This window comes from Paraburkholderia sp. SG-MS1 (assembly GCF_012275575.1).
Lineage (GTDB): Bacteria > Pseudomonadota > Gammaproteobacteria > Burkholderiales > Burkholderiaceae > Paraburkholderia.
The window spans coordinates 1-22,573 of record NZ_NPIH01000137.1 but is presented as its reverse complement, the minus strand read 5'-3'; the positions used below and the strand labels follow the sequence as shown (position 1 = coordinate 22,573).

General features: G+C 64.6%; 16 protein-coding genes and 1 pseudogene. 12 read left to right on the top strand and 5 right to left on the bottom strand.

Annotation, left to right across the window (positions count from 1 at the left end; translation table 11 throughout):
- A pseudogene (locus CIC12_RS10850) lies at nt 1-229 on the top strand (LysR family transcriptional regulator); the annotation flags it as partial.
- 347 nt (nt 230-576) lie between these two features.
- Here the strand turns inward: CIC12_RS10850 and CIC12_RS10845 are convergent.
- Nucleotides 577-1,482: a LysR family transcriptional regulator gene (locus CIC12_RS10845; protein WP_168664117.1), complete on the bottom strand. Its 906-nt coding sequence runs from the start codon at nt 1,480-1,482 to the stop codon at nt 577-579.
- 146 nt (nt 1,483-1,628) lie between these two features.
- On the opposite strand from CIC12_RS10845, the gene CIC12_RS10840 reads away from it, so the two are divergent.
- Nucleotides 1,629-2,432, top strand: a complete 804-nt coding sequence (locus CIC12_RS10840; RefSeq protein ID WP_168664118.1) for an alpha/beta fold hydrolase — start codon at nt 1,629-1,631, stop codon at nt 2,430-2,432.
- 289 nt (nt 2,433-2,721) lie between these two features.
- Nucleotides 2,722-3,039: a single-stranded DNA-binding protein gene (locus tag CIC12_RS10835; RefSeq protein WP_168664116.1), complete on the top strand. Its 318-nt coding sequence runs from the start codon at nt 2,722-2,724 to the stop codon at nt 3,037-3,039.
- On the opposite strand, the gene CIC12_RS10830 is transcribed toward CIC12_RS10835, so the two are convergent.
- Nucleotides 3,009-3,935, bottom strand: coding sequence for a LysR substrate-binding domain-containing protein (locus tag CIC12_RS10830; RefSeq protein ID WP_168664115.1), 927 nt, complete (start codon nt 3,933-3,935; stop codon nt 3,009-3,011). The two genes, CIC12_RS10835 and CIC12_RS10830, sit on opposite strands and share 31 nt — an antisense overlap.
- Nucleotides 3,936-4,044: 109 nt before the next feature.
- Between CIC12_RS10830 and CIC12_RS10825 the strand changes: the two genes are divergently transcribed.
- The 5 genes from CIC12_RS10825 to uvrA all read left to right on the top strand — a co-directional run bounded on the left by CIC12_RS10825 (nt 4,045) and on the right by uvrA (nt 16,330).
- A complete protein-coding gene (locus tag CIC12_RS10825) occupies nt 4,045-5,811 on the top strand; it encodes an acyl-CoA dehydrogenase family protein (RefSeq protein ID WP_168664114.1) in 1,767 nt (588 codons plus the stop codon).
- Entirely contained in the window at nt 5,808-7,052 is a 1,245-nt protein-coding gene (locus tag CIC12_RS10820) for a CaiB/BaiF CoA transferase family protein (RefSeq protein WP_168664113.1), read from the top strand. The genes CIC12_RS10825 and CIC12_RS10820 overlap by 4 nt, the downstream gene beginning before the upstream one ends.
- 73 nt (nt 7,053-7,125) lie before the next feature.
- The gene (locus CIC12_RS10815; RefSeq protein WP_168664112.1) at nt 7,126-8,439 is read left to right on the top strand and encodes an MFS transporter; all 1,314 of its coding nucleotides are present in this window, start codon (nt 7,126-7,128) and stop codon (nt 8,437-8,439) included.
- A gap of 162 nt (nt 8,440-8,601) precedes the next feature.
- Nucleotides 8,602-10,104 carry an amino acid racemase gene (locus CIC12_RS10810; RefSeq protein ID WP_174772007.1) on the top strand — a complete coding sequence of 501 codons (1,503 nt, stop codon included), beginning with the start codon at nt 8,602-8,604 and terminating at the stop codon, nt 10,102-10,104.
- Nucleotides 10,105-10,441: 337 nt separating this feature from the next.
- Complete coding sequence (gene uvrA, locus CIC12_RS10805; protein WP_168664110.1) at nt 10,442-16,330, top strand: excinuclease ABC subunit UvrA; 5,889 nt, start codon at nt 10,442-10,444, stop codon at nt 16,328-16,330.
- Nucleotides 16,331-16,598: 268 nt separating this feature from the next.
- Here uvrA and CIC12_RS10800 read toward each other — a convergent pair whose 3' ends face one another.
- Nucleotides 16,599-16,973 (bottom strand): hypothetical protein, encoded by a 375-nt coding sequence (locus CIC12_RS10800; protein WP_168664109.1) that lies wholly within the window; start codon nt 16,971-16,973, stop codon nt 16,599-16,601.
- A 752-nt stretch (nt 16,974-17,725) separates the two neighbouring features.
- Between CIC12_RS10800 and CIC12_RS10795 the strand changes: the two genes are divergently transcribed.
- The 3 genes from CIC12_RS10795 to CIC12_RS10785 all read left to right on the top strand — a co-directional run bounded on the left by CIC12_RS10795 (nt 17,726) and on the right by CIC12_RS10785 (nt 20,097).
- Nucleotides 17,726-18,721, top strand: a complete 996-nt coding sequence (locus CIC12_RS10795) for a GlxA family transcriptional regulator (protein ID WP_168664108.1) — start codon at nt 17,726-17,728, stop codon at nt 18,719-18,721.
- 107 nt (nt 18,722-18,828) lie between these two features.
- Nucleotides 18,829-19,380, top strand: coding sequence for a dTDP-4-dehydrorhamnose 3,5-epimerase (rfbC, locus tag CIC12_RS10790; protein ID WP_168664107.1), 552 nt, complete (start codon nt 18,829-18,831; stop codon nt 19,378-19,380).
- A gap of 90 nt (nt 19,381-19,470) precedes the next feature.
- Entirely contained in the window at nt 19,471-20,097 is a 627-nt protein-coding gene (locus tag CIC12_RS10785; protein WP_168664106.1) for a GNAT family N-acetyltransferase, read from the top strand.
- Between the two features lie 215 nt (nt 20,098-20,312).
- Here CIC12_RS10785 and CIC12_RS10780 read toward each other — a convergent pair whose 3' ends face one another.
- Both CIC12_RS10780 and CIC12_RS10775 read right to left on the bottom strand, forming a co-directional pair.
- Nucleotides 20,313-20,474 carry a DUF1328 domain-containing protein gene (locus CIC12_RS10780; RefSeq protein ID WP_035551387.1) on the bottom strand — a complete coding sequence of 54 codons (162 nt, stop codon included), beginning with the start codon at nt 20,472-20,474 and terminating at the stop codon, nt 20,313-20,315.
- Between the two features lie 426 nt (nt 20,475-20,900).
- Entirely contained in the window at nt 20,901-21,317 is a 417-nt protein-coding gene (locus CIC12_RS10775) for a diacylglycerol kinase (protein ID WP_168664105.1), read from the bottom strand.
- A 352-nt stretch (nt 21,318-21,669) separates the two neighbouring features.
- Here CIC12_RS10775 and CIC12_RS10770 point away from each other — a divergent pair.
- A partial coding sequence (locus CIC12_RS10770; RefSeq protein WP_174772005.1) for a cellulose biosynthesis cyclic di-GMP-binding regulatory protein BcsB occupies nt 21,670-22,573 on the top strand: 904 nt, incomplete at its 3' end.

Genomic DNA, 22,573 nt, shown 5'->3' with positions numbered 1-22,573 from the left:
GGGGTGGCTGCCGCGTCAGCGGGTGGCGTCGTTATTGAAGCAGGGCGAGCTGGTCGAGAAGACGACCGCCGATCCGCGCGAGCCCAACGTGTTGTACGTCGCGTGGCGCGGCGATCATGAGGGGCGCGCGGTGCAATGGTGGCTCGAACAGTTGCGGCAACCGCGGTTGGCGAAGCGGCTCGTGCGCGGGGTGGATATGACGCTCGGGTCGGCAGGCGTTCAGCGTTGAGGTGGGGATGAGGGTGTTGCTGTTACGGGGCTCCGGGGCGCGTTGATCGTTTAACGTTGAGCCGGTATTCGTTGAGTTGCGAGCTGTCTGCGATCTGATTCGCTTGACGTTGCACTATCTCGTCGCGGCGAAGGTCTGCGAAACAGGGAGCGTCTCTGATAACCCGCTGGGGTCATCCGCAAAGCAGAACGACGCACGTTCGCACGGCGATGTTCACTGCGCGAAGTATCGTACAACCGGCTCAGTGTCAGGCGGTCTCCGCAGGCAGGAACTCGCAAGGGACGTCCGTTCAGGACGGAGGCGGGTAGTCGCTTGTCCTTCGGCAGGCCCTCTACCTCGGTACCCGGTCATGATAGAGAGGGGGCCATCGGTGCGTTCGCCTGCAAATACGCCCACAGGCGCTGGGCGACTGGACCGTGTGCCCCGTCGCTGCGCCGGGCGGCAACCACCATTTCAGTGTGGCCGGGGAAGTACCTCCCGGCGATGGACTTGAGCACGCCGTTACGCATTTCCCCGTCGATCAGGAAGTCCGGCAGATGTCCCCATGCGAGGCCCTGCTGAATGACATCCTTCTTCATGAACTGGTCCGCAACCGTGATCCTGCGTGCCCCCTCGACTACCAGAAAATTCTCGTCGCGTGGCACGCGAGCGGAATCGCGCATGACACATTGCGTGTAGTCGCGTAGATGTTCCGGGCGTAGTGTCCTGGGCAGTGACGCCGGCAACAGGCTCGGCGCAACCACGGGAATCAGCCGGACCTTGCAAAGCGCAATCCACTCCAACAAAGGGTCTGTCATGTCGACGCGGTGAAACATCAGGTCGGCGTCTCGAGCCTTGAGGCGCTCGATCGGACCACCGACCGTCTCGAAATGCAGATGCAGTCGCGTGTGCAGAGACTTCGTGAAGAAGCGTGCAAGTAGCCCGAGCACAACTGGACGCGGGCACAGGTCGCCCAACACGACATGCAGTTCGCTCTCTTCACCCATGGCCAATTGCGTCGTGTATTGACGCAAGCCCTCAGCTTCGCGCAGAAGCGGCTGCATGCGTTCGTGGAATGAGCGCCCCGCATCGCTCAGCTTCACGCGGTAGCCGCCGCGATCGAGCAGGTTAAGACCCGCCTGACTTTCGAGCCTCGCCACTGCGGCGAATACGGCCGGGTGGGATCGATGCAAGGCAGCTGCCGCAGCCTGAAAACTGCCCGTGCGGATCACGGCATCGAAGCATTTCAGATCATGCAGGGCGAAGTCATTCATGTCATTTTTCCTGACACAGAGTGTTCGGATTTTGTCATTTTATCGGAGTGCGACGTTGTCCATACTCGAGCCCATGGATCTGCGCCGTCACGACATGCGGCCAGATGTGCCGCGAGATGCGGCGTTTGTTTCTTTGGGAACGTTTCATGGACAATTTCTGCTACTTCACGACATCCGACGGCGCAAGCATTGCCTACCGGATGGACGGCCACGACGACAAGCCAGTGCTGGTGCTATCCAATTCCATTGGCACGACGCTGCGCATGTGGGACGGGCAAGTTCCTGAGCTGGGCCGTCATTTCTCGGTACTGCGCTACGACGCTCGCGGACATGGCGCGTCGAGCGTTCCTGCCGGGCCGTATTCCCTTGCGCGACTGGGGCAGGACGTTCTCGAACTGATGGATAGGCTCGACATCGCGCGAGCGCATTTCCTCGGGCTCTCGCTGGGAGGCATCGTTGGGCAGTGGCTAGGCATATACGCGCCGCAACGGATCGACCGGCTTGTGCTCAGCAATACAGCGCCCTATCTTGGGCCAGCGGACAGGTTTGATCCGCCAATCGCCGAGGCGCTCCAGGCCGACGACATGACCGGGACGGCCGAGACGTTCCTGCGGAACTGGTTTCCGGCGCGGATGGTCGAGACGCCCAATCCGGTAGTGAAAACGTACCGTGCGATGCTGCTCGCGACCAACCGCCATGGTCTGGTTGGTTCGTGGCGCGCGGTGCAGGAAACCGATTTGCGAGAGGATATCGCGCGCATCACACGGCCCACGCTGGTGATCGCGGGCGAGCACGATACGGTGACGGCAGCGAGTTACGGCGTGCAGATGGCGAAGGCCATTCCAGGTGCGACGTTGCTGATGCTGCCCGCGGTACATCTCCCGAACGTTGAATTTCCGCGAGAATTCGTCGATGCGGTCGTGTCGTTTGTACTATCACCCACGGCGTGAGGTTTCCTGGCGGGTAGTCGGACTGGCAGATACACCGCGATGCGATGGTGAAGCGCGCGAAGTGACTGCCCTCGATCAATCTACCTGGCTATCCTGCGGCAATCTGCCGACACCTGTTTTCTTGCGAGGGCCGAGCGACATCTCATGGGATCATACGCACCGCGTCAGGCGAGAGGCCTTTCGCACGATACACTCGACGGAGTTGCCGTGCGGTGCGCCCGAATGCAGTACTCCCGGAACACATCCAACGAAAAACTCCCTCGGAACACGCAATAACTGGAGCGACACAATGATAGAAGGACTGGTGGGCGGACGTTTATACGGCGAGGCTCAGATCCGCACGGGTCAGAACGGCAGGCGCTTCGTCACCTGCAAGGTGCGCGCGGCCACCAACGACGGCGACACGATCTTCGTCAACGTGATTGCCTTCGACGACGATGTGCAAACCGCGCTGCTCGCCTTGAGCGACGCCGACAGCGTCGCCCTGAGCGGCACCTTGACGCCCAAGGTCTGGACCGACAAGAACGGTCTCGTCAAACCGGCCGTGGACATGATCGCCCACAAGCTGTTGAGCGCTTACGCCGAGCGCCTCGACGGCGGCGAATGAGACGCTTTCGCGGGCTTGCCGGCGGCGGCGTCGAGGTACTCGACGAAGCGGTCGGCGACCGGCTCGGCATCGCCGCTCCTGCGCAACAGTAGCACTTGCGATAGCAGCGTCTCGCCGCGCAGCGGCAAAAAGCACACGCGCGGATCCTGCACCTGCTGCAAGGTGTACGGCACCAGCGCAACCCCCATGCCGAAACCGACCATCGTGACGACGGTCTGCCACAGCCGCGCCTCATGGCGAATCAACGGACTGAACCCCGCGCTCACGCACTGCGCGATGATCAGATCGTGATAATGCGGCGACACGGTGCGCGGAAACAGAATGAACGGCTCCTGCGCGAGCGCGCGCAGATCGACGCGGCGCTTGCGCGCGAGCGGGTGATCGGCCGGCAGGCAGCACAGGAACGGCTCGGAAAACACCGGCGCGGACGCGACGTCGGACGGGAAGTTGCCCCAATGCGCGCAACCCATGTCGATCTGCATCCGCTGGATCGCATGCACCTGCTCGCTGGTGTTCATCTCCTTCAATACGATTTCGACGCCCGGATAGTCGGCCTCGAAACGGCTCACCGCGTGCGGCATGCCGCGGTACAGCATCGAATTCACGAAGCCGATCCGCAAGCGGCCGGCGAGGCCGTGCGCTGAGCGCACCGTGATGCGTTCGGCTTCGCCGGCCTGCAATAGCAGGCGGCGCGCTTCGCCGAGCAGCACCTGACCGGCGTTGGTCAGCGCGACCGACTTGTTGGTGCGCGCGAGCAGTTGCACGCCGAGCTGTTCTTCGAACTTGCGGATGTCGAAGCTCAAGGCCGGTTGCGAGATGAACAGCCGCGCGGCCGCGCGGCCGAAATGCAGTTCCTCGGCGACCGCCACGAAATAGCGCAATTGCTTCAGGTCCACGGCAGTCTCCGTTGTTATCGATAAGCTGTGTCTATCGTACCGGATATAAGTTGTATTAGACGATTATCGAAGCCGCTTCTATGCTCCTCCCACAAGACAGGAGACAAGCATGAGCGAAATCATCGCGCAGCCGGCGCACGGCTCGTCCAACATTCCCGATAGCCGGGGCATCAACTTCTTCACGAGCGATCCGGATTTCGCGCGCCTCATCAGGCTCCATCTCGGCGACGAGCTGTACCACGAACTCGAAAGCCAGCTCGTTGAGCTAGGCCAGCGCGCATCCGACGAACTCGACGCATGGGCGCTATCCGCCGACCGCAACCCGCCGCAATTGCGTCATCGCACGCGCCGTGGCGAAGCGCTGCAGAGCATCGACAAGCACCCTGATTTCGTCGCGCTGGAACGCGTCGCGTATTCCGAGCTGGGGCTCGCGTCGCTGAGCCACGACATCCGCGGCGGCAGGACACCGCCACCGCCGCTCGTCAAATACGCGCTGACCTTTCTGTTCGTGCAGGCGGAATTCGGCCTGTGCTGTCCCGTCAGCATGACCGATTCGCTCACGCGCACACTGCGCAAATTCGGCGCGCCCGAACTGGTCGCGCGCTTTCTGCCGATGCTGGCCTCGCGCGATTTCGACATGCTGTTTCAAGGCGCGATGTTCATGACCGAACAGGCGGCCGGCTCCGACGTCGCGCGCATCGCCACGCGTGCGGCACTCGAAACCGATGCGAACGGCGAGGCGGCGTGGCGCCTGTACGGCGAAAAATGGTTCTGTTCGAATGCCGACGCCGATCTGGCGATGGTGCTCGCGCGTCCCGACAATGCGCCGCCCGGCATCAACGGCCTCGGCCTGTTCCTGCTGCCGAAGACGCTCCCCGACGGCTCGCGCAACCGCTACCGGATCGTGCGTCTGAAAGACAAGCTCGGCAGCCGTTCGATGGCGAGCGGCGAGATCGTGCTGGAAGGCGCGCTCGCGTATCTGATCGGCGAAGTGGGGCGCGGCTTTCATCAGATGGCTGACATGATCAACATGTCGCGCCTGTCGAACGGGGTGCGCGCGGCGGGACTGATGCGTCGCGCGCTGACCGAGGCGCTGCACATCGCGCGCAATCGCGAAGCGTTTGGCCGCAAGCTGATCGACATGCCGTTGATGCAGCGGCAGCTAATGAAGATGATGCTGCCCGCCGAGCAGGCGCGCTCGATGTTCATGCGCATCGCGCTGCTGCTGCCGCAGGCCGACGCGGGCGATCGCGAGGCGGCGAAGTGCGTGCGCATCCTCACGCCGCTGATCAAGTTCCGCGCCTGTCGCGACGCGCGCCGCGTCACCGGCGACGCGATGGAGGTGCGTGGCGGCACTGGCTATATCGAGGAATGGAGCGACGCGCGGCTCGTGCGCGATGCGCATCTCGGCTCGATCTGGGAAGGCACCAGCAACATCGTCGCGCTCGACATCGCGCGGGCCGCGAAGCGCGACGGTGCGCTTGAACCGTTGCGTGCCTACTTGCAAGACCTGCTCGGTGCGGCCGGCTTGCCTGCCACCAGCCTTGCGCTGCTGCGCTCGACCCTGACGCGCGCTTGCGATGCGCTGGCGAGCGTCGCTGAGTCGGGTCGCGACGAATGGGTTCGCCAGGCCGGCTCAGCGCTGTATCACGCGAGCACGGCGGTGCTAATGGCCTGCGAAGGCGCGTGCCTCGCGCCCGATTACCGGCGTCTCGCGCTCGCGCATCTGGTGGTGCGGCACAAGCTGTTGCCGTCCGATCCGCTCGACGCTCGCAGTGCGAAGGACGACAGCGAAGTGATCGACGCGCTGGTCGACGGCCGTGACGTGACGCTCGACGAGGCGCTGCAACTGCTGCCGGCCGGAGGCGCGCAATGAGCGCATTCGTGAACCATGCAACGCAAGACAAGCAAGCCACCCAAACCAGCCAAGGCGCACTGCAAGGCCTCAAGGTCATCGACCTGAGCCGCGTGCTCGGCGGCCCTTACTGCACGCAGGCGCTCGCCGATCACGGCGCCCAGGTGGTGAAGCTCGAACCGCCCGATGGCGATGAAACGCGCGGCTGGGGCCCGCCGTTCTACGGCGACACCGCGTGGTACTTCGCGGGCGTGAACCGCAACAAGCAGGGCATCGCGGTCGATCTGTCGCGCGACGAAGGCCGCGCGATCTTGTGGAAGCTGCTCGAAGACGCCGACGTGCTGGTCGAAAACTTCAAGCCCGGCACGCTCGCGCGCTGGGGCATGGACTACGAGCGCGACTTGCGCGAGCGCTTCCCGAAGCTGATTCATTGCGCCGTATCGGGCTTCGGTCCGGACGGCCCGCTCGGCGGCTTGCCCGGCTATGACGCTGCGATCCAGGCGATGACCGGCCTGATGAGCGTGAACGGCGAACGCGACGGCCCGGCCACGCGCGTGGGCCTGCCGGTCGTCGACATGGTGACGGGTCTGAACGCGCTCGCCGGCATTCTGCTCGCGCTCGCCGAGCGTGCGAGGAGTGGGCGCGGCCAGTCGATCGACATCGCGCTGTATGACTGCGGCGTGTCGCTGCTGCATCCCCATCTGCCGAACTATTTTGGCTCGGGCCGCACGCCGCGGAGAAGCGGCAACGCGCATCCGAACATCACGCCCTACGACAGCTACCGCACAGCGAGCGCGCCGATATTTCTCGCGGTCGGCAACGACCGGCAGTTCGCGAAGCTGTGCGCGCATCTCGGCGCGCCCGAACTCGCGGACGATCCGCGCTACGCCGATAACCGTAGCCGCTGCGCGCATCGCGAGCCATTGAAGGCCGCGCTCGAAAGCCTGCTCGCCACGCATGACTGCGAAGCGCTCGCGCAGGCGCTGATCAACGCGGGCGTGCCGTGTGGTCCGGTGCGAACCGTCGATGTCGTCGCCAGGCATCCACATACGTTGCATCGCGGCATGGTGATCGAGATGGGCGAGTACCGCGGCACCGCGTCACCGATCAAGCTGTCGCGCACACCGGCGACCTATCGCAAGGCGCCGCCGTCACTCGGCGCCGATACGCGCGACGTGCTCGACGCGTTGGGTATCGACGCGGCGACCCAGCAGCGTCTGTTCGAAGCCGGCGTACTCAAGGCCGACATGGTCGAAAGCTGACGCGCGCGTTTTTCCGGCGACGGCACGCAGAAGCCGCGCTTTTCACACAAGAACGATCTTCGGAGACACAGACATGCATCGCGAGCCAGACGCTCACCCAGTAACCCGGCAACCCAGGCGTGCGGCGGCCGCCGCGTTCGTCGGCACCACCATCGAGTGGTACGACTTTTACATCTACGCCACCGCGTCCGCGCTGATATTCGGCAAGCTGTTCTTTCCCGGCAGCGATCCGTTTTTCGCGACGCTCGCGTCGTTCGGCACCTTTGCGGTGGGTTTCTTCGCGCGGCCGTTCGGCGGGCTGGTGTTCGGCCACCTGGGCGACCGCATCGGACGCAAGAAGGCGCTGGTCGCGACGCTCGCGATCATGGGCGTGGGTACGGTCGGCATCGGCTTCCTGCCCACTTACGCGAGCGCCGGCAGCTGGGCGCCGGTGCTGCTGGTGCTGCTGCGCGTCGCGCAGGGCATCGCGATCGGCGGCGAGTGGGGCGGCGCGGTGCTGATGGCGAGCGAGCATGCACCCAAGGGCAAGCGCACGTTCTTCGCCTCCTTTGCGCAACTCGGCAGTCCGGCGGGTCTGATCCTGTCGCTGCTGGCGTTTCGCGCGGTGGCGTCGATGGACAAGGACGCGTTTCTCGCCTGGGGCTGGCGCCTGCCGTTTCTCGCGAGTGCGGTGCTGCTGGTGGTCGGGCTGCTGATCCGCTCGGGCGTCGGCGAATCGCCGGAATTCGACGCGCTCAAGGCGCAGCGGCGCGTCGCCGCGCTGCCTGTCGCCGAAGTAGTGCGCGACGCGTGGCGCACCGTGCTGCTGTGTCTCGGTGCAAACGTGATCGGCGTGGCGGGCGCGTGGTTCGTCAACACGTTCATGCTCAATTACACGACACAGACGCTCGGCCTCGATCGTTCGCTGATTCTCGATGCCCTGTTCGTGGTCGCGTTCATCCAGCTGTTCACGCAGCTGGGTTCGGGCTGGTTCGCGCAACGCATCGGCACCGGACGCTTCCTGAAGGGCGCGGCGGCGCTGGCGATGCTGTCGCCGTATCCGATGTTCGCGCTGGTCTCGACGGGGCGGCCGGTGGCGATCGTGATCGGCATCGCGCTGGCGGTGATGTGCATGTCGAGCTCGTATGCGGTGATGGCAGGCTTCATGTCGACCGCGTTCCCGGTGCGCGTGCGCTATTCGGCCATCTCGCTCTCGTATCAGATGTGCGCGGCGCTGGCCGGCGGCCTGACGCCGTTGATCGGCACCGTGCTCGCGCATCACTATCCGGGCGCATGGTGGCCGCTTGCGGTGTTTTATAGCTGTCTCGCGGGCGTGTCGCTGGTGTGCATCGGCACGCTCGAACGCCGCAAGCGGGGCACGGCGCACGGCGTCGCCGAAGCGGCCTAGGCGGTTTCCCGATACGCGGCCCGGCAGGCGGGCCGCGAATTAAGGCAAAGAAATCGGATTTTCGTGGTTAACCCCACGTCATGCGCGGCCGACATAATGTCATCCTCAAGCGCAAAAGCCGCCTACCATCAAGGCGGATGGACCATGACGGGGGAAGTCATCATGCATCGCTTTCGTTCGCTGGGCGTGGCGGCGGGCGCGGCCCAACTCGCCGGCGCCGACATCCTGAGCAGAATCAGCACCGCCGCGCGCCGGCCCGGCGCGGCGGGGGCCGTTGATCTCGTGTTCGAACCGCGCTGCTGGCAGGGCGCGAGCGTGCCGGACGCCGCCAACGTGCCGTTCAAGATCCACATGTTCGACACGATGCGCGAGCTGGAAAAGCGCGGCGTCGATGCGATCGTGCTGCCATGCTTCCTCAGTCATACCTTCATCGACGAACTCTCGGCGAACCTCGCCGTGCCGGTCGCCAACATCATGACGGCGCTTGCCGCGCACGTGCGGCGGACGTTTCCGTCAGTGCGGCGGATCGGCGTGCTAACTAGCGGGGTCATCCGCGAAAACGGCCTTTTTGAACGCTATTTCGATGCTGCGCGCTTCGACGTGCTGCATCCGCGTCACGGCACGGGCGTCGACTGCGTGACGAGCGCCGTGTATGGTGACGAGGGTATCCGCACCGGCCGTCTGCATGGCCGGCCGGTGGAATTGCTGCGCGCGGCTTGCGCCGATCTGGTCGCGCAGGGCGCCGAGATCATCCTGCCGGGGCTGGCCGAAATCGGCCTCGTCCTGCGCGCGCTCGGGCCGCTCGACGTGCCGCTCGTCGACACCAATCAGGTCTACGCGCGCCATGTTGCGGCGGCCCGCTATGCGCGAGCGGCGCGGCGCTTCAAGCTGGGCGTGGTGGGCGGTGTCGGCCCCGCGGCGACCGTCGACTTCATGGCCAAGCTGGTGCGCAACACGCCGGCTGCGCGCGACCAGGATCACATCAAGGTCATGGTCGAACAGAATCCGCAGATTCCGGACCGCACCGAGGCGCTGCTCGGCGGCGGCGCCGATCCGACGCTCGCGTTGTATGCCGCATGCAAAACGCTCGAAGAAGGCGGCGCGGATCTGATCGCGATCCCGTGCAATACCGCGCACGCGTTCGTCGAGCAGATCCAGCCGGCGCTGGGTGTGCCGATCGTGAATATGCTGAGCTGTACCGCCGATTATTTGCGCGAGACCTTTCCGGGCCTGCGCGAAGTCGGCGTGCTGGCGACATCGGGCACGCTGGCGAGCCGTGTCTACGAACAGGCACTCGAAGCGCGCGGCTTCTCGCAGATTGCGCCGGCCGCGCCCGCGCAGGGGCGGCTGATGAACGCCATCTACGGACCGCGCGGCGCCAAGGCGGGCTACACGTCGGGCGAATGCGGCGACGACCTCGCGGCCGCGGTCGACGACCTCGTCGCACAAGGCGTGCAGGTCATCGTGCTGGCCTGCACCGAATTGCCGCTGCTGCTGCGCGACGCGGTGCTGGCGTGCTCCGGCGGACGGGTGGTGCGGCTCGTCGATCCGACCGAGGTGCTGGCGAGACGGTGCGTGGCGTATGCGCTTGGCGAGGGTGGTGCGCGAGCGCAAGCCGAGGCGTCGGCGGCGGGGCCGGTTAGCGTGGCAAGCGCGTACGGTTAGGAAGGCAACGCACGCCCACGTGTCTTCCCGGTTTGCCGCCCCTTGCGGCCTCAAATCTTTTCTTCCGAATCGGCACAACGCTTGCTAACCGGTTCGATAGCGCGCGTGCTTCGCCGCTCCGAAAGCCGGGATGTGGCTCGACAGCGCGTCCCTCGCGCGTCATGGAAAACTGTATAAATATACAGTATAGTATCCCGCTGCAACCTGAGGGCTTCAATGCGCGCACGGCGTTCGTCGCGCGTGCGTGCCGCCGTTCCCGGCTGCACCGAACTTGCGCGGTCGCGAGGCGTCCGTGAGAGGTGGCCCACTCATTCAGACATTCAGACGGTCGGAAAAATTGTCATCTAACGGCACTATCAAGATTCGCGGCGCGCGCCAGCACAACCTCAAGAACGTCGATCTCGACGTGCGAACCGGCGAAATGACGGTCGTCACCGGGCCGTCAGGCTCCGGCAAGTCGAGCCTCGTGTTCGACACGCTGTATGCGGAAGGCCAGCGGCGCTACGTCGAAACCTTCAGCGCGTATGCCCGGCAGTTTCTGGATCGCATGGACCGTCCGCAGGTCGACCGGGTGGACGGTGTGCCGCCCGCCATCGCGATCGACCAGACCAACCCGGTGCGCAGTTCGCGTTCCACCGTCGGCACCATGACGGAACTCAACGACCATCTGAAGCTGCTCTACGCGCGCGCGGCCGAACTGTTCGACCGCCAGACCGCGCAGCCGGTGCGCCACGACACGCCCGAAACGATCTACGCCGAGCTGCTCGAGCGCACCGCGCAGGACGAGCCGCGGCTGGTCGTCACGTTCCCGGTCGAACTGCCGGACTCGGCCTCCGAGCAGGAAGTGGAGCAGTGGCTGTCAGCGAGCGGCTACACGCGCGTGCAGGCGCAGCGCGAAGTCGATTCGCCCACCGGCAAGCGCAAGTTGCTCGACGTGGTGGCCGACCGTTTCCGGCTGCGCTCGGTCGACAAGCAGCGGGTGGTCGAGGCGATCGAGGCGTCGCTCAAGCGCGGTGGCGGGCGCGTCAATATCTACGTGCTGCCCGCTGCGTCGGAGGGGCCGCAGACTCAGGACGCCGAACCGCAAATCTGGCGTTTCTCCACCGGTTTGCACAGCCCTGAAAGTGATCTGCGCTACGCCGACCCGCAACCCGCGCTGTTCTCGTTCAACTCGGCGTACGGCGCGTGCGAAGTCTGCCGCGGTTTTGGCCGCGTGATCGGCGTCGATCTGGGCCTCGTGATTCCCGATGCGCGCAAGACGCTGCGCGAGGGCGCGATCAAGCCGATGCAAACGCCCGCCTGGAAAGAGTGTCAGGACGACCTGATGCGTTACGCGGCGAAGGCCGACATCCGTCGCGGCACGCCGTGGGCCGAATTGACGGAGGCCGAGCGCGACTGGGTCATCAACGGTTCGCCGGACTGGAACGGCAAGTGGCAGAGCCACTGGTACGGCGTCAAACGCTTTTTCGAGTACCTCGAGTCCAAAGCGTACAAGATGCATATTCGCGTGTTGCTGTCGAAGTACCGCAGCTATACGCCGTGCGAAACCTGCGGCGGCGCGCGTCTGAAAACCGAATCGCTGCTATGGCGTCTGGGCAGCAAGGCGAATGCGGACGACGTGCTGCCGGCCGCCCGGCGCTTCATGCCGCGCGGCGTGCAGTGGACCCGCGCGCAGCTCGAAAGGCTGCCGGGCCTGACCGTTCACGACCTGATGCTGATGCCCATCGAGCGCATCCGCCGTTTCTTCGACGAGATCAGCCTGCCGAGCGCATTGCTCGACGACGCGCTGAAACTGCTGCTCGCCGAAGTGCGCACGCGCCTCAAATATTTATGCGACGTCGGGCTCGGTTATCTGACGCTCGACCGGCAAAGCCGCACGCTGTCAGGCGGCGAGGTGCAGCGGATCAACCTGACCACGGCGCTCGGCACGTCGCTCACCAAGACGCTGTTCGTGCTCGACGAGCCGAGCATCGGCTTGCATCCGCGCGACCTGAACCGGATCGTCGAGGCGATGCATCGGCTGCGCGACGCGGGCAATACGCTGGTGGTGGTCGAACACGACCCGTCGGTGATGCTCGCGGCGGATCGTTTGATCGACATGGGGCCGGGGCCGGGTGAGCGCGGCGGCTCGATCATCTTCGACGGCGCGCCCGAGGCGATCCGCTCGTCCGGCACGCTGACCGGCGAGTATCTCGGCGGCCGCCGTCATGTCGCCGACGCGGCGCACTGGTCGCAGCGCGCCGTCGATGCAGGCACGCCGCGCATCGTGCTCGAAGGCGCGACACAGCACAATCTGCGTGACGTGACGGTCGAGATTCCGCTGCAGCGGCTCGTCTGCGTGACGGGGGTGTCGGGCTCGGGCAAATCCACGCTGCTGCAGGACGTGCTGTATCCGGCGATGGCGCGGCACTTCGGGCTCGCCACGGAGTCGCCGGGCGCGTTCAGGAGCCTCACTGGCGCGGACCAGGTCACCGACGTCGTGTTCGTCGACCAGTCGCCGATCGGCAAGACCGCGCGTTCGAATCCGGCCAGTTACGTCGGCGCGTTCGACGAAATCCGCAAGCTGTTCGCCAAGGCGCCGCTCGCGCAGCAACGCGGTTACGGCCCCGGCATGTTCAGCTTCAACTCGGGCGATGGCCGCTGTCCGACTTGCGGCGGCTCGGGGTTCGAGCACATCGAGATGCAGTTCCTGAGCGACGTGTATCTGCGTTGTCCGGATTGCGATGGGCGCCGTTATCGCGCGGAACTGCTCGAAGTGAAGATCGAGCGCGGTGAGCCGGCGCGTGCGTTGAGCATTGCGGACGTGCTGGAGCTGACTGTCAGCGAGGCCACCGCGTATTTCGCAAAGGATGCCGAAGTATTGCGCGTGTTGCAGCCGATCGTCGACGTCGGTCTGGAGTACGTGAAGCTCGGCCAGCCGGTGCCCACGCTGTCCGGCGGTGAAGCGCAGCGCCTCAAGCTCGCGGGCTTCCTCGCGGAATCGGCGCAGGCGCGCAGTGCCCGCAGCGCGAAGCAGCCGGTCGCCAAGCGCCTCTTCATGTTCGACGAGCCGACCACCGGCCTGCATTTCGACGACATCGCCAAGCTGATGCAGGCGTTCGGCAAACTGCTCGCGAGCGGACACTCGCTGATCGTGATCGAACACAATCTCGACGTGATTCGCGCGGCGGACTGGCTGATCGACCTCGGCCCCGAAGGCGGCGACGGCGGCGGCCGGGTGCTATGCGCGGGTACGCCCGAAGACGTCAAGCAATGCGCGCAATCGCATACCGGCGAGGCGCTGCTCCAGTACGACCGCGCGATGAGCGCAGCGGCCGAACCGGAGTCGCAGGGCATGCCTCTGCAGAAGGCGTTGAGCGCGGCGCGCGCGCGTCGGGCGATCGAAGGCGAGGACGTGGTGCGCATCGTCAATGCGCGCGAGCACAACCTGAAAGCGCTCGACGTGGACATTCCGCACGGCAAGTTCAACGTGATTACCGGCGTGTCCGGCTCGGGCAAGTCCACGCTCGCGTTCGACATCCTGTTCCACGAAGGGCAGCGCCGTTATCTGGAATCGCTGAACGCGTACGCGCGCTCCATCGTGCAGCCCGCCGGGCGGCCCGAGGTCGACGCGGTGTACGGCATTCCGCCGACCGTCGCGATCGAGCAGCGCCTCTCGCGCGGCGGCCGCAAGAGCACCGTGGCGACCACCTCGGAAGTGTGGCACTTCCTGCGGCTGCTGTATGTGAAGCTCGGTTTGCAGCACTGCATTCACGACGGCACGCCGGTCACGTCGCAAAGTGTCGAATCGATCGCGGCGCAGTTGCTGCGCGATCACAAGGGGCAGCATGTGGGCTTCCTTGCACCGCTCGTCGTGAACCGCAAGGGCGTCTACACGGACCTCGCGAAATGGGCGAAGGCGCGCGGCAACACGCATCTGCGTGTCGATGGCGAGTTCGTGCCGGTGGACCCGTGGCCGAAGCTCGATCGCTTTCGCGAACATACGATCGAATTGCCGGTCGCCGATCTCGTCGTGTCGGCGGACCATGAAGCCGAATTGCGCGAGGCACTCGACCGGACGCTCGACGTCGGCAAGGGCGTGATGCATCTGCTCGCGCCGCTCGACGGTCTGCATGACGCGCTCAACGGCGGCCGTCCCACCGCGCCGCTCGGCGCGGTGAAGGTGCTGTCCACGAAGCGCGCGTGTCCGGTGTGCGGCACCAGCTATCCCGAACTCGATCCGCGCATGTTCTCGTACAACAGCAAGCATGGCTGGTGCACGACCTGCGTCGGCACGGGCCTGTCGCTCACGCGCGAACAACGTGCCGCCTACGACGACACGATCGTCGTCGACGACAATCGCGGCCGCGAGCAGAGCTTGCCGTCGGAGGAGCAGGAACCTGAAGGCCTCGTCGACGAACCATGTCCCGATTGCTCGGGCACGCGTCTGAACCCGACCGCGCGCGCGGTCACGTTCGACGCGCAGGCGATCGTCGACGTCGCGCAGTGGACCGTGTCCGACACGCGCGCGTGGATCGACAGCGTCGAGATGACCGGTCGCGACGCGGAAATCGCGCGCGACGTGATTAGCGAAATCGGCAGCCGCCTTCAGTTTCTGGAAGAGGTCGGACTCGGCTATCTGAGCCTCGATCGGGCGGCGCCGAGTCTGTCGGGCGGCGAAGCGCAGCGCATCCGGCTCGCCGCGCAACTCGGCAGCAATCTGCAAGGCGTGTGCTACGTGCTCGACGAACCCACCATCGGCCTGCACCCGCGCGACAACCAGATTTTGCTGAACGCGTTGCGCAAGCTCGGCGAGAAGGGCAATACGCTGGTGGTCGTCGAGCATGATGAGGACACGATCCGGCGCGCGGATCACATCATCGACATCGGCCCGGGTGCAGGCAAGCGCGGCGGTACGTTGATCGCGCAGGGCAGTGTGGCCGATCTGTCGGCGCAGCCCGATTCGCTCACCGGGCAGTTTCTCGCGAATCCGATCGTGCATCCATTGCAGCCGCGCCGCGCAGTGGTCGCACCGGGCAAGCGCGCGGCCGCAGTGCCGGAAAACTGGCTGACCGTGCACGGCGGCAAGCTGCACAACCTGCGCAACGTCACGGTGGGCATTCCGCTATCGCGGCTCGTCGCGGTGACCGGCGTCAGCGGTTCCGGGAAGTCCACGCTCGCGCGCGACGTGCTGATGACCAATCTGCTGGATGCGGTCGGGCGCTCGGTGCTGTCGTCGCCGGCCACGCGCCGTGCGCGCGCCGCCGCCGAGGAGAAGCCGGCCGCGAACCGGCGCTCCAGCGTGCTGGCGCGCTCGGCGCCGCGCGCGCCGCTGAACGTCACCCATGCGTGGCAAGGGTGCGAGTCGATCACCGGCTGGGAGAGTATCGACCGCGTGCTCGAAGTCGATCAGACGCCGATCGGCAAGACGCCGCGTTCATGTCCTGCTACTTACATCGGCGTGTGGGATGCGATCCGCAAGCTGTTCGCGGGCACGCTCGAAGCGCGTGCGCGTGGCTATACGGCCTCGCGGTTCTCGTTCAATACCGGTGACGGCCGCTGCCCGGCGTGCGAGGGGCAGGGCGTGCGCACGATCGGCATGAGCTTCCTGCCGGACGTGAAAGTGCCTTGCGATGTGTGTCACGGGCAGCGCTTCAATCCCGAGACGCTGGCGGTCACATGGCGCGGCAAGAATATCGGCGACGTGCTGACGATGGAAATCGACGAGGCGGTCGAGTTCTTCGCGTCCATCACGAATATTGGGCATCCGTTGCAGTTGATGAAGGATGTCGGGCTCGGCTATCTCACGCTCGGCCAGCCGTCTCCTACGTTGTCGGGCGGCGAAGCGCAGCGGATCAAGCTCGTTACCGAATTGAGCAAGGTGCGCGACGACATCACGCGGCGCGGTCAGAAGCCGCCTCACACGCTGTATGTGCTGGATGAGCCGACGGTCGGGCTGCATATGGCGGACGTCGCCAAGCTGATTCGCGTGCTGCATCGTCTTGCGGATGGCGGCCATAGCGTCGTCGTCATCGAGCACGATCTCGACGTAATCGCCGAGGCGGACTGGATCATCGATCTCGGCCCCGAGGGCGGCGTGGGTGGCGGGACGATTGTCGCGGCGACGGACCCCGAAGGCCTGGCGCGTGTCGCGGCCAGCCACACGGGTGCGGCGTTGCGGCCTGTGCTCGCGCGTACGCAGCAGGGTACGGTGGCCGTAGTGGCCGGCGAGGGAACGAACGGCTGACGGAAGGTGAGCAAGCGACTCGGCGCAAAATGTGTTTGCGCCGCTGTGTTTGCGCCGCTTCGTGGCTTCTCAGGAGGTCATCAAGATAACCACGTAACGGAAAAGCAAGAGCGTGGTCAAAGCCACGTCGGGACAGAAGCTTGAATGAAAGTCACTGCAGCGATACGGCGAATGAAGGCGAATAAGGACAGACGGATCGCGTCGAGCATTGCGCCCGCAACGACACACGCCGCGGTGCGACAGGCAACACCTGCCGTCCGGCGGCGTTTCAGTTGATCATGCCGTGTACTTCGAGCGAAGCTTCCAGATGCTGCGTGAGCGCGTGATGCAGTTTGGCGAGACTTTCGATGGGCAGCGCGAAGCCCGCCCAGCCTAGACCAGAATGTCTCAGGAACATGACCGCACCGTCGTTCAGTGCAGGTTTTTCCGTGTGCCAGCAAGGATCGACCTCGATCACATACCGATGCGAGCGCAACGGCGCCGCGGGCACTTCTGGGCGCATCGTGGCGCGCAACATGGCGAGGTGCTCGATCAGCGCGTCCAGATCGGCCGCTTCGAGCAGCACCGCGCTGCCGTCGATGTCGATACGGACCGCGTTGCGTCCATACTCGTTGACTCTCTCGATGCTCATCGGGCGCGACATGGTGAAGCTCCTTAAGGCAATCACATTGCGCAAATTATCGGCGGCGCCGGCGGCCGCTTTCCTTTAAAGATCGCGATCCGCGGATAAAACTTGTTAAAGGAAATTATGTGACCGATTGCTGCAACGCATTTAAATCATCTGACGTATAAATGGTCTGCGCATTGAAGGGACGTATCAGCGCATGTGCAAACAGCCCGATGTTTCAATATAGAAACATTTCCGGACGCCTGCGAACACGTGCTTTTGAATATTAATTCCGTTGAATTAAGGATATCGACGAACAGGCCGGAGTTCAAGTCGATAAATTCCCGATTTGCGAATAAATCAGGTATTGAGTGGCCATTATCCGGGCAATTTCGATTTCAGGTTTGAAACACTTTGAACTCACCCGCCGGCGGATAGGTTCGCAAATCGTTTCTTCGCAGAATCAGAGAGTCGGGCCGAGAGTGGCCGCAAAATCAGGCCGGCTATGGTTCGGCGGCCTCCGGATGGCGACAGATGCCATGCGCACGCCGTCCAGCCGCGGCTCGCGGGTTGTCATATGAAACGACCGATAATCGTTTTCTTCATACATTCTATTTTCTGATGTGGATTTGTTTTTCAAATTTACTCAGGCGGTTCGTTCCGCTAACATCACGCTTAATCCGTTAAGCGGCGTTCCCGGCAATTGCGGTTCTAATAATTCATTCGCTCGTGTCGGCCGTCTGACGGGGCATCGGGGTCCACAACGTATGCCCGTTTGGGGAAAGATCATGCCGCAAATGCATCTTGATACCGCGAGAATCACGTGGCTTCACACGCCGACATTGAACGTCCGTACCGCAGCGCGGCGAATTGGCATATTGCTGTTCGACGGCTTCTGGCTGCTTGGGCCCGGTACGGTGGTCGAGATGTTCCAGAGCGCCAATGAACTCTCGGGTTCGCGAGTCGGCGAAGAGCCTCCTTATGAAGTGCAATTTCTGTCGATGGAGGGCGGCAGCGTCGCCAGCTCCTCGTCGGCACGCATCTGGACCGATCGCATCGACACGCGCTTTGGCAGCGGGTTCGACGTACTGTTCATTGCGGGCGGCTACGGCGCGCTCGCGGCGGCACGCGACGAACGGCTGCTCATCTGGCTGCGCGCGGTGCAGGCGCGTACGCGGGCGATCGAAACGATCGGCGAGGGCCGGCTCGTGCTTGAGGCCGCGGGCCCCACCGACCATGACGGCCTGCAGATGAACCGCTATCCCGCCGGTGCGTCGAGCGAAGCCGCGCTCAGCGCCTCCAACGACCGTCACGACTGTGCGCGCGCCGCGCTGATGTTCATCAAGCGCGACCTGGGCGCCGAACTCGCGCGCAGCGTCGCCGACCGCGTGATGCCGGGGATGGCGGCGACCTGGGTGCCGCTGCCCGCCGAAGGGGGCACGCTGAGCGTCGCTGAAAAAATCCGCGCCGCTGCGCGCTGGATGGAGGCGAACTGCGATCGTCCGGTGTCCGTGGCCGACGCGGCGCAGGTGGCCGCAATGAGCGAGCGCAATTTCCTGCGCCGCTTCAAGCACGAAATGCAGGTCACACCATCGGACTATCTGCTGCAGGTGCGACTGCGCATTGCGTGCAACTTCCTCACCGAAACCGAATTGCCAGTGGACAAGATTGCGCGGCGCAGCGGCACCGGCAATGGCGATCGTCTCGCGAAGATCTTCCGCAAGCGCATGGCGCTGTCGCCCACGGAATATCGCGCCCGAAGCAGGGTGGCGAACGAGGCGTAGCATGTCAGGAAGGCGCCCGTGCCGACGGGTGCGCCTCATCACTGCTGAACATGGCCGCAGCGGCGGCCGTATTCTCGCCGGCCAGCCTTCTTACGAGCATAGTGGCCATGGGCAACAAGGTAATGGCGACGGCATTGCCGGATGTGAAACTCATCGAGCCCGAGGTGTTTTGTGACGACCTCGGCTTCTGCTTCGAGAGCTTTAGCGCGGACGAGTTTGCCAATGACGTTTCGCAAGGTTTCAGTTTCGTGCAGGACCGGCATTTGCGGGCGGTGCGCGGCGTGCTGCGCGGGCTGCACTATCAGGTTCAACGTCCGCAGGGCCGCCTGATACGGGTCGTGCTCGGCGAGGTGTTCGACGTCGTCGTGGACGTGCGGCTCAATTCGCCGAACTTCGGCAAATGGAGCGGTGAATACCTGAGCGCGGCCAATCAACGGCAAATCTGGGTGCCGCCGGGCTTCGCGCATGGCTTCGTGGTGCTGTCCGACGTCGCCGAGTGCGTCTGGAAGACCACCGAGTACTGGTTTCCGGAACTCGAGCGCTGCCTGCTATGGTGCGATCCCGACATCGGCATCGAGTGGCCAATCGACTTCCAGCCGATCCTCGGCACGAAGGATGCAGCGGGCCGGCGTCTTTATGAGGCGGAAAACATCGCCTGACTTCCCTGTGAGTTTTTACGACATTTTGTCTTGAGACGCGCCGAGGCGAACCCTACACTTCGAGCATCCTGATTGTTCGAGGTGCTCAACGTGAAGCGACGTGTAAGCCAGCAAGCCGTTCGTATCGACTACGTGTGTCATGGCATCGGCCATGTCGAATTGCGCCGCCTCGACGCGGCGCGCGATTCGTTCGTCGCGTTGGCGGCCATGCTGCATCGGGCCTTCGCGCCGCTCGGCGCAATGGGGCTGAACTGCACGTGTGTGGATCAGAGCGTCGAGACCACGCGCTTGCGCGCGACACGCGGCGATTGCTACGTGGCGGTCTGCGAAGGACGCATGGTGGGCACGATGACGCTGTACGCACCGGACCACGCATCGTCGTGCGAACTCTACCGGCACGACGATGTCGCGAGCTTGCGGCAGTTTGCCGTGGAGCCGGAGTGGCAGGGACGCGGCATCGGTACGCTGTTGATCGCGTTTGCCGAGCACTGGGCCGCGACGCGCGGCTATGCCGAGCTCGCGCTCGACACGCCGCAACCGGCTGCGCAACTGATTGCGTTCTATCGCGGCCAGGGGTTTCGCATCGTCGACTTCACGCACGTGGACGGTAAGCGCTATGACACGGCGATTCTGAGCAAGCCGCCCGTGGCCACGCGCACGCTCGCCAACTGGTCGCATCGTCTGCGCGTCGCTCAGCCGATTCCGTACGCCGCCTGACGCCGTGATGTTGCATGCGTGCCGGCGCAACACCGCTGCAAGGGGAGTGTGTCGAGGGCAACGGAAGAGCAGGCGCGCGAGGACGGCGCATGTCGAACGGCTGAAGCCCCGACGCGGGCGGCAACTATTGCAATACCGTTGGGCAAGTATTGCATTGACGCCTGGCTGCTCGCATCGGGGCGGGGTTTGTTTCCCGCTGTCAGCCGAAGCGGCTGTCAGCGTCGCATCACGCCCATCAGCAAGGTGACGAGGAAGATCACCACGAAGATGAAGAACAGGACTTTGGCGATTTCCGTCGCGCCGGCGGCGATGCCGCCAAAGCCGAACACAGCGGCGATGATGGCAATGATGAAGAAAATTACAGCGTATCGAAGCATGGGGCCTCCCATCGATGGATTGCTGGATTGAAAGTAACGAACGGCGAGGACCCGTCACGGGCATGACATGCTTCGACGGGTTATTTGCCGGTGAGCGGAATGGAGCAATGGGTGTGCCCACGGACGCGCCCGCGCGTGAGATGCGCAGCGAATCATCGAATCGCAGTGGTGTCGCGCGAGGTAGGGGCGGCAAGGCGATGAATGCGTGGCCGCCTTGTCGAGACTGATATCGGCGCGGCGCGCCATTCACGCCACAATTTGCCCAAAATCGTTCGCGGTGATTGCGCTCGACCCGAACGAGGGATCTACACCAGCCGGATCACACCCAGCAAAACGGCGCCGTTGATTCATGCGCTAACGTTTGCGAGAGGCGAATCACTCACGCAAAGCACGCAATGGAACGGCTAGCGCAGAAACCGCGCCGCGCTATCCGCGCATCCAGTGATAGACAATCGGCCCGCACAATACACCCCACGTCACCGCGCAAATCAGCAGCGCGATCGTCACGGCCGCACTGCCGCAATCTTTCGCGCGCTTCGATAACTCGTGGCGTTCGAGCGAAATGCGGTCGATCGCAGCCTCGATGCTCGAATTGAGCAACTCCACCAGCAGCACCAGCAACACCGACACGATCAGCAGCACGCGCTCGATCGCGCTCACCGGCATCAGCAACGCCCCCGGCACCAGAATCGCCGCGAGCGCGGTTTCCTGACGGAACGCGCTCTCCTCGCGCAAGGCCGCGACGATGCCATCGCACGAGTGCCGCAGCGCGAATAGCGCACGCAGGGGACCGCTGCGTTTGACGGGCGCACACGGCGCGGTTGATTCGGTCGGATTGCTCATAATCGGCACTGCGTTCGAAAGGCGGCAGCATGCCTCAAATGTCACAAATTGTCACAACTTTGTGCTATCTTTGCGCCGCCCTCGGCGCGGGATGCCGCAGCCGACAGACGACGGAGTACAAAACCGAGCTTCCGGCATGCCGTGCTGGACGTGCTTCCATATGTGACCACGCCCGTCGCCTCGCCTGTCATTCAAGGTTTCGCCAGATCTTCCGTAATACAAGGGCAGAGGACCGCATCGCGGTCGAATCGCAATCCGTTTCCATTTCCGCGCGCTCGTGCGGCAGACCGAATTCGCACAGTGCCCATTGCAGCCAAGGGCGGACGGCCGAGGTCCAACAAGCTGATCTGTCATGAAACCTGTCGTATCGTTGTGCCTTTCGCTGACCGCCGCGCTCGGCGCTCTCCACGCCGCAATAGCGGCCGCTGCGCCGTCCGTGCCCGCTGGGTCGATTGTCTCGGCTGCACGTCCGGCCTCATCGGTCACGGCGACGTCGGCGTCGAACGCCGCTGTGGCGGGCCTCGCCGCTGCCGGCGCCGCGAACGGAACGCATGCGGCTCACGCCGCGACTGCATCCGCCAACGCCAACGCCGCAGACACGGCCGACGCCACCGCGAGCGCAGCCACCTCCACCACGACCCACCTGTCGTTCGCCGCGCTAGGCGCCTATCAACCGCTGAACCTGCGCGGACTCGACGACGCGCGCACCGTCAATGTCGGCGTGCGGCTCGATCGGGTGGTCACCGCGGCACGGCTGCGCCTGCGCTATACGTATTCGCCGGCGCTGGTCTTTCCGCTCTCGCATCTGAAGGTGTCGATCAACAACGAAGTGGTCGCGACCGTGCCGTTCGATCGCGAGCACGCCGGACAGATCGTCACGCAGGAGATCGCGCTCGATCCGCGCTTTCTTGCCGACTACAACCAGCTCGACCTGCGGCTGATCGCGCATTACACGCTTGACCATTGCGAGGACCCGGACAACTCGGCGCTATGGGCCGATGTCAGCCCGACGAGCGAGCTGATCCTCGACAGCGCGCCGATCCGCTTGCCCAACGATCTCGCGCTATTGCCCGCGCCGTTTTTCGACCGGCGCGACGTGAGCCGGTTGACGCTGCCGTTCGTGCTGCCCGCCGGCGCCGACGACGCGACGCTGCGCAGCGCCGGCGTGCTCGCCTCGTGGTTCGGCGCGCAGGCCGATTACCGGCAGGCGCGCTTTCCATCCTTGTCCGCGTTGCCGTCCGATGCGCACGCGGTGG

Coding starts and splice junctions, on each gene's coding strand:
- CIC12_RS10845 (WP_168664117.1), bottom strand. CDS start 1,482: ATGAATGACTTCGCCCTGCATGATCTGAAATGCTTCGATGCCGTGATC.
- CIC12_RS10840 (WP_168664118.1), top strand. CDS start 1,629: ATGGACAATTTCTGCTACTTCACGACATCCGACGGCGCAAGCATTGCC.
- CIC12_RS10835 (WP_168664116.1), top strand. CDS start 2,722: ATGATAGAAGGACTGGTGGGCGGACGTTTATACGGCGAGGCTCAGATC.
- CIC12_RS10825 (WP_168664114.1), top strand. CDS start 4,045: ATGAGCGAAATCATCGCGCAGCCGGCGCACGGCTCGTCCAACATTCCC.
- CIC12_RS10820 (WP_168664113.1), top strand. CDS start 5,808: ATGAGCGCATTCGTGAACCATGCAACGCAAGACAAGCAAGCCACCCAA.
- CIC12_RS10815 (WP_168664112.1), top strand. CDS start 7,126: ATGCATCGCGAGCCAGACGCTCACCCAGTAACCCGGCAACCCAGGCGT.
- CIC12_RS10810 (WP_174772007.1), top strand. CDS start 8,602: ATGCATCGCTTTCGTTCGCTGGGCGTGGCGGCGGGCGCGGCCCAACTC.
- CIC12_RS10800 (WP_168664109.1), bottom strand. CDS start 16,973: ATGTCGCGCCCGATGAGCATCGAGAGAGTCAACGAGTATGGACGCAAC.
- CIC12_RS10795 (WP_168664108.1), top strand. CDS start 17,726: ATGCCGCAAATGCATCTTGATACCGCGAGAATCACGTGGCTTCACACG.
- rfbC (WP_168664107.1), top strand. CDS start 18,829: ATGGGCAACAAGGTAATGGCGACGGCATTGCCGGATGTGAAACTCATC.
- CIC12_RS10780 (WP_035551387.1), bottom strand. CDS start 20,474: ATGCTTCGATACGCTGTAATTTTCTTCATCATTGCCATCATCGCCGCT.
- CIC12_RS10775 (WP_168664105.1), bottom strand. CDS start 21,317: ATGAGCAATCCGACCGAATCAACCGCGCCGTGTGCGCCCGTCAAACGC.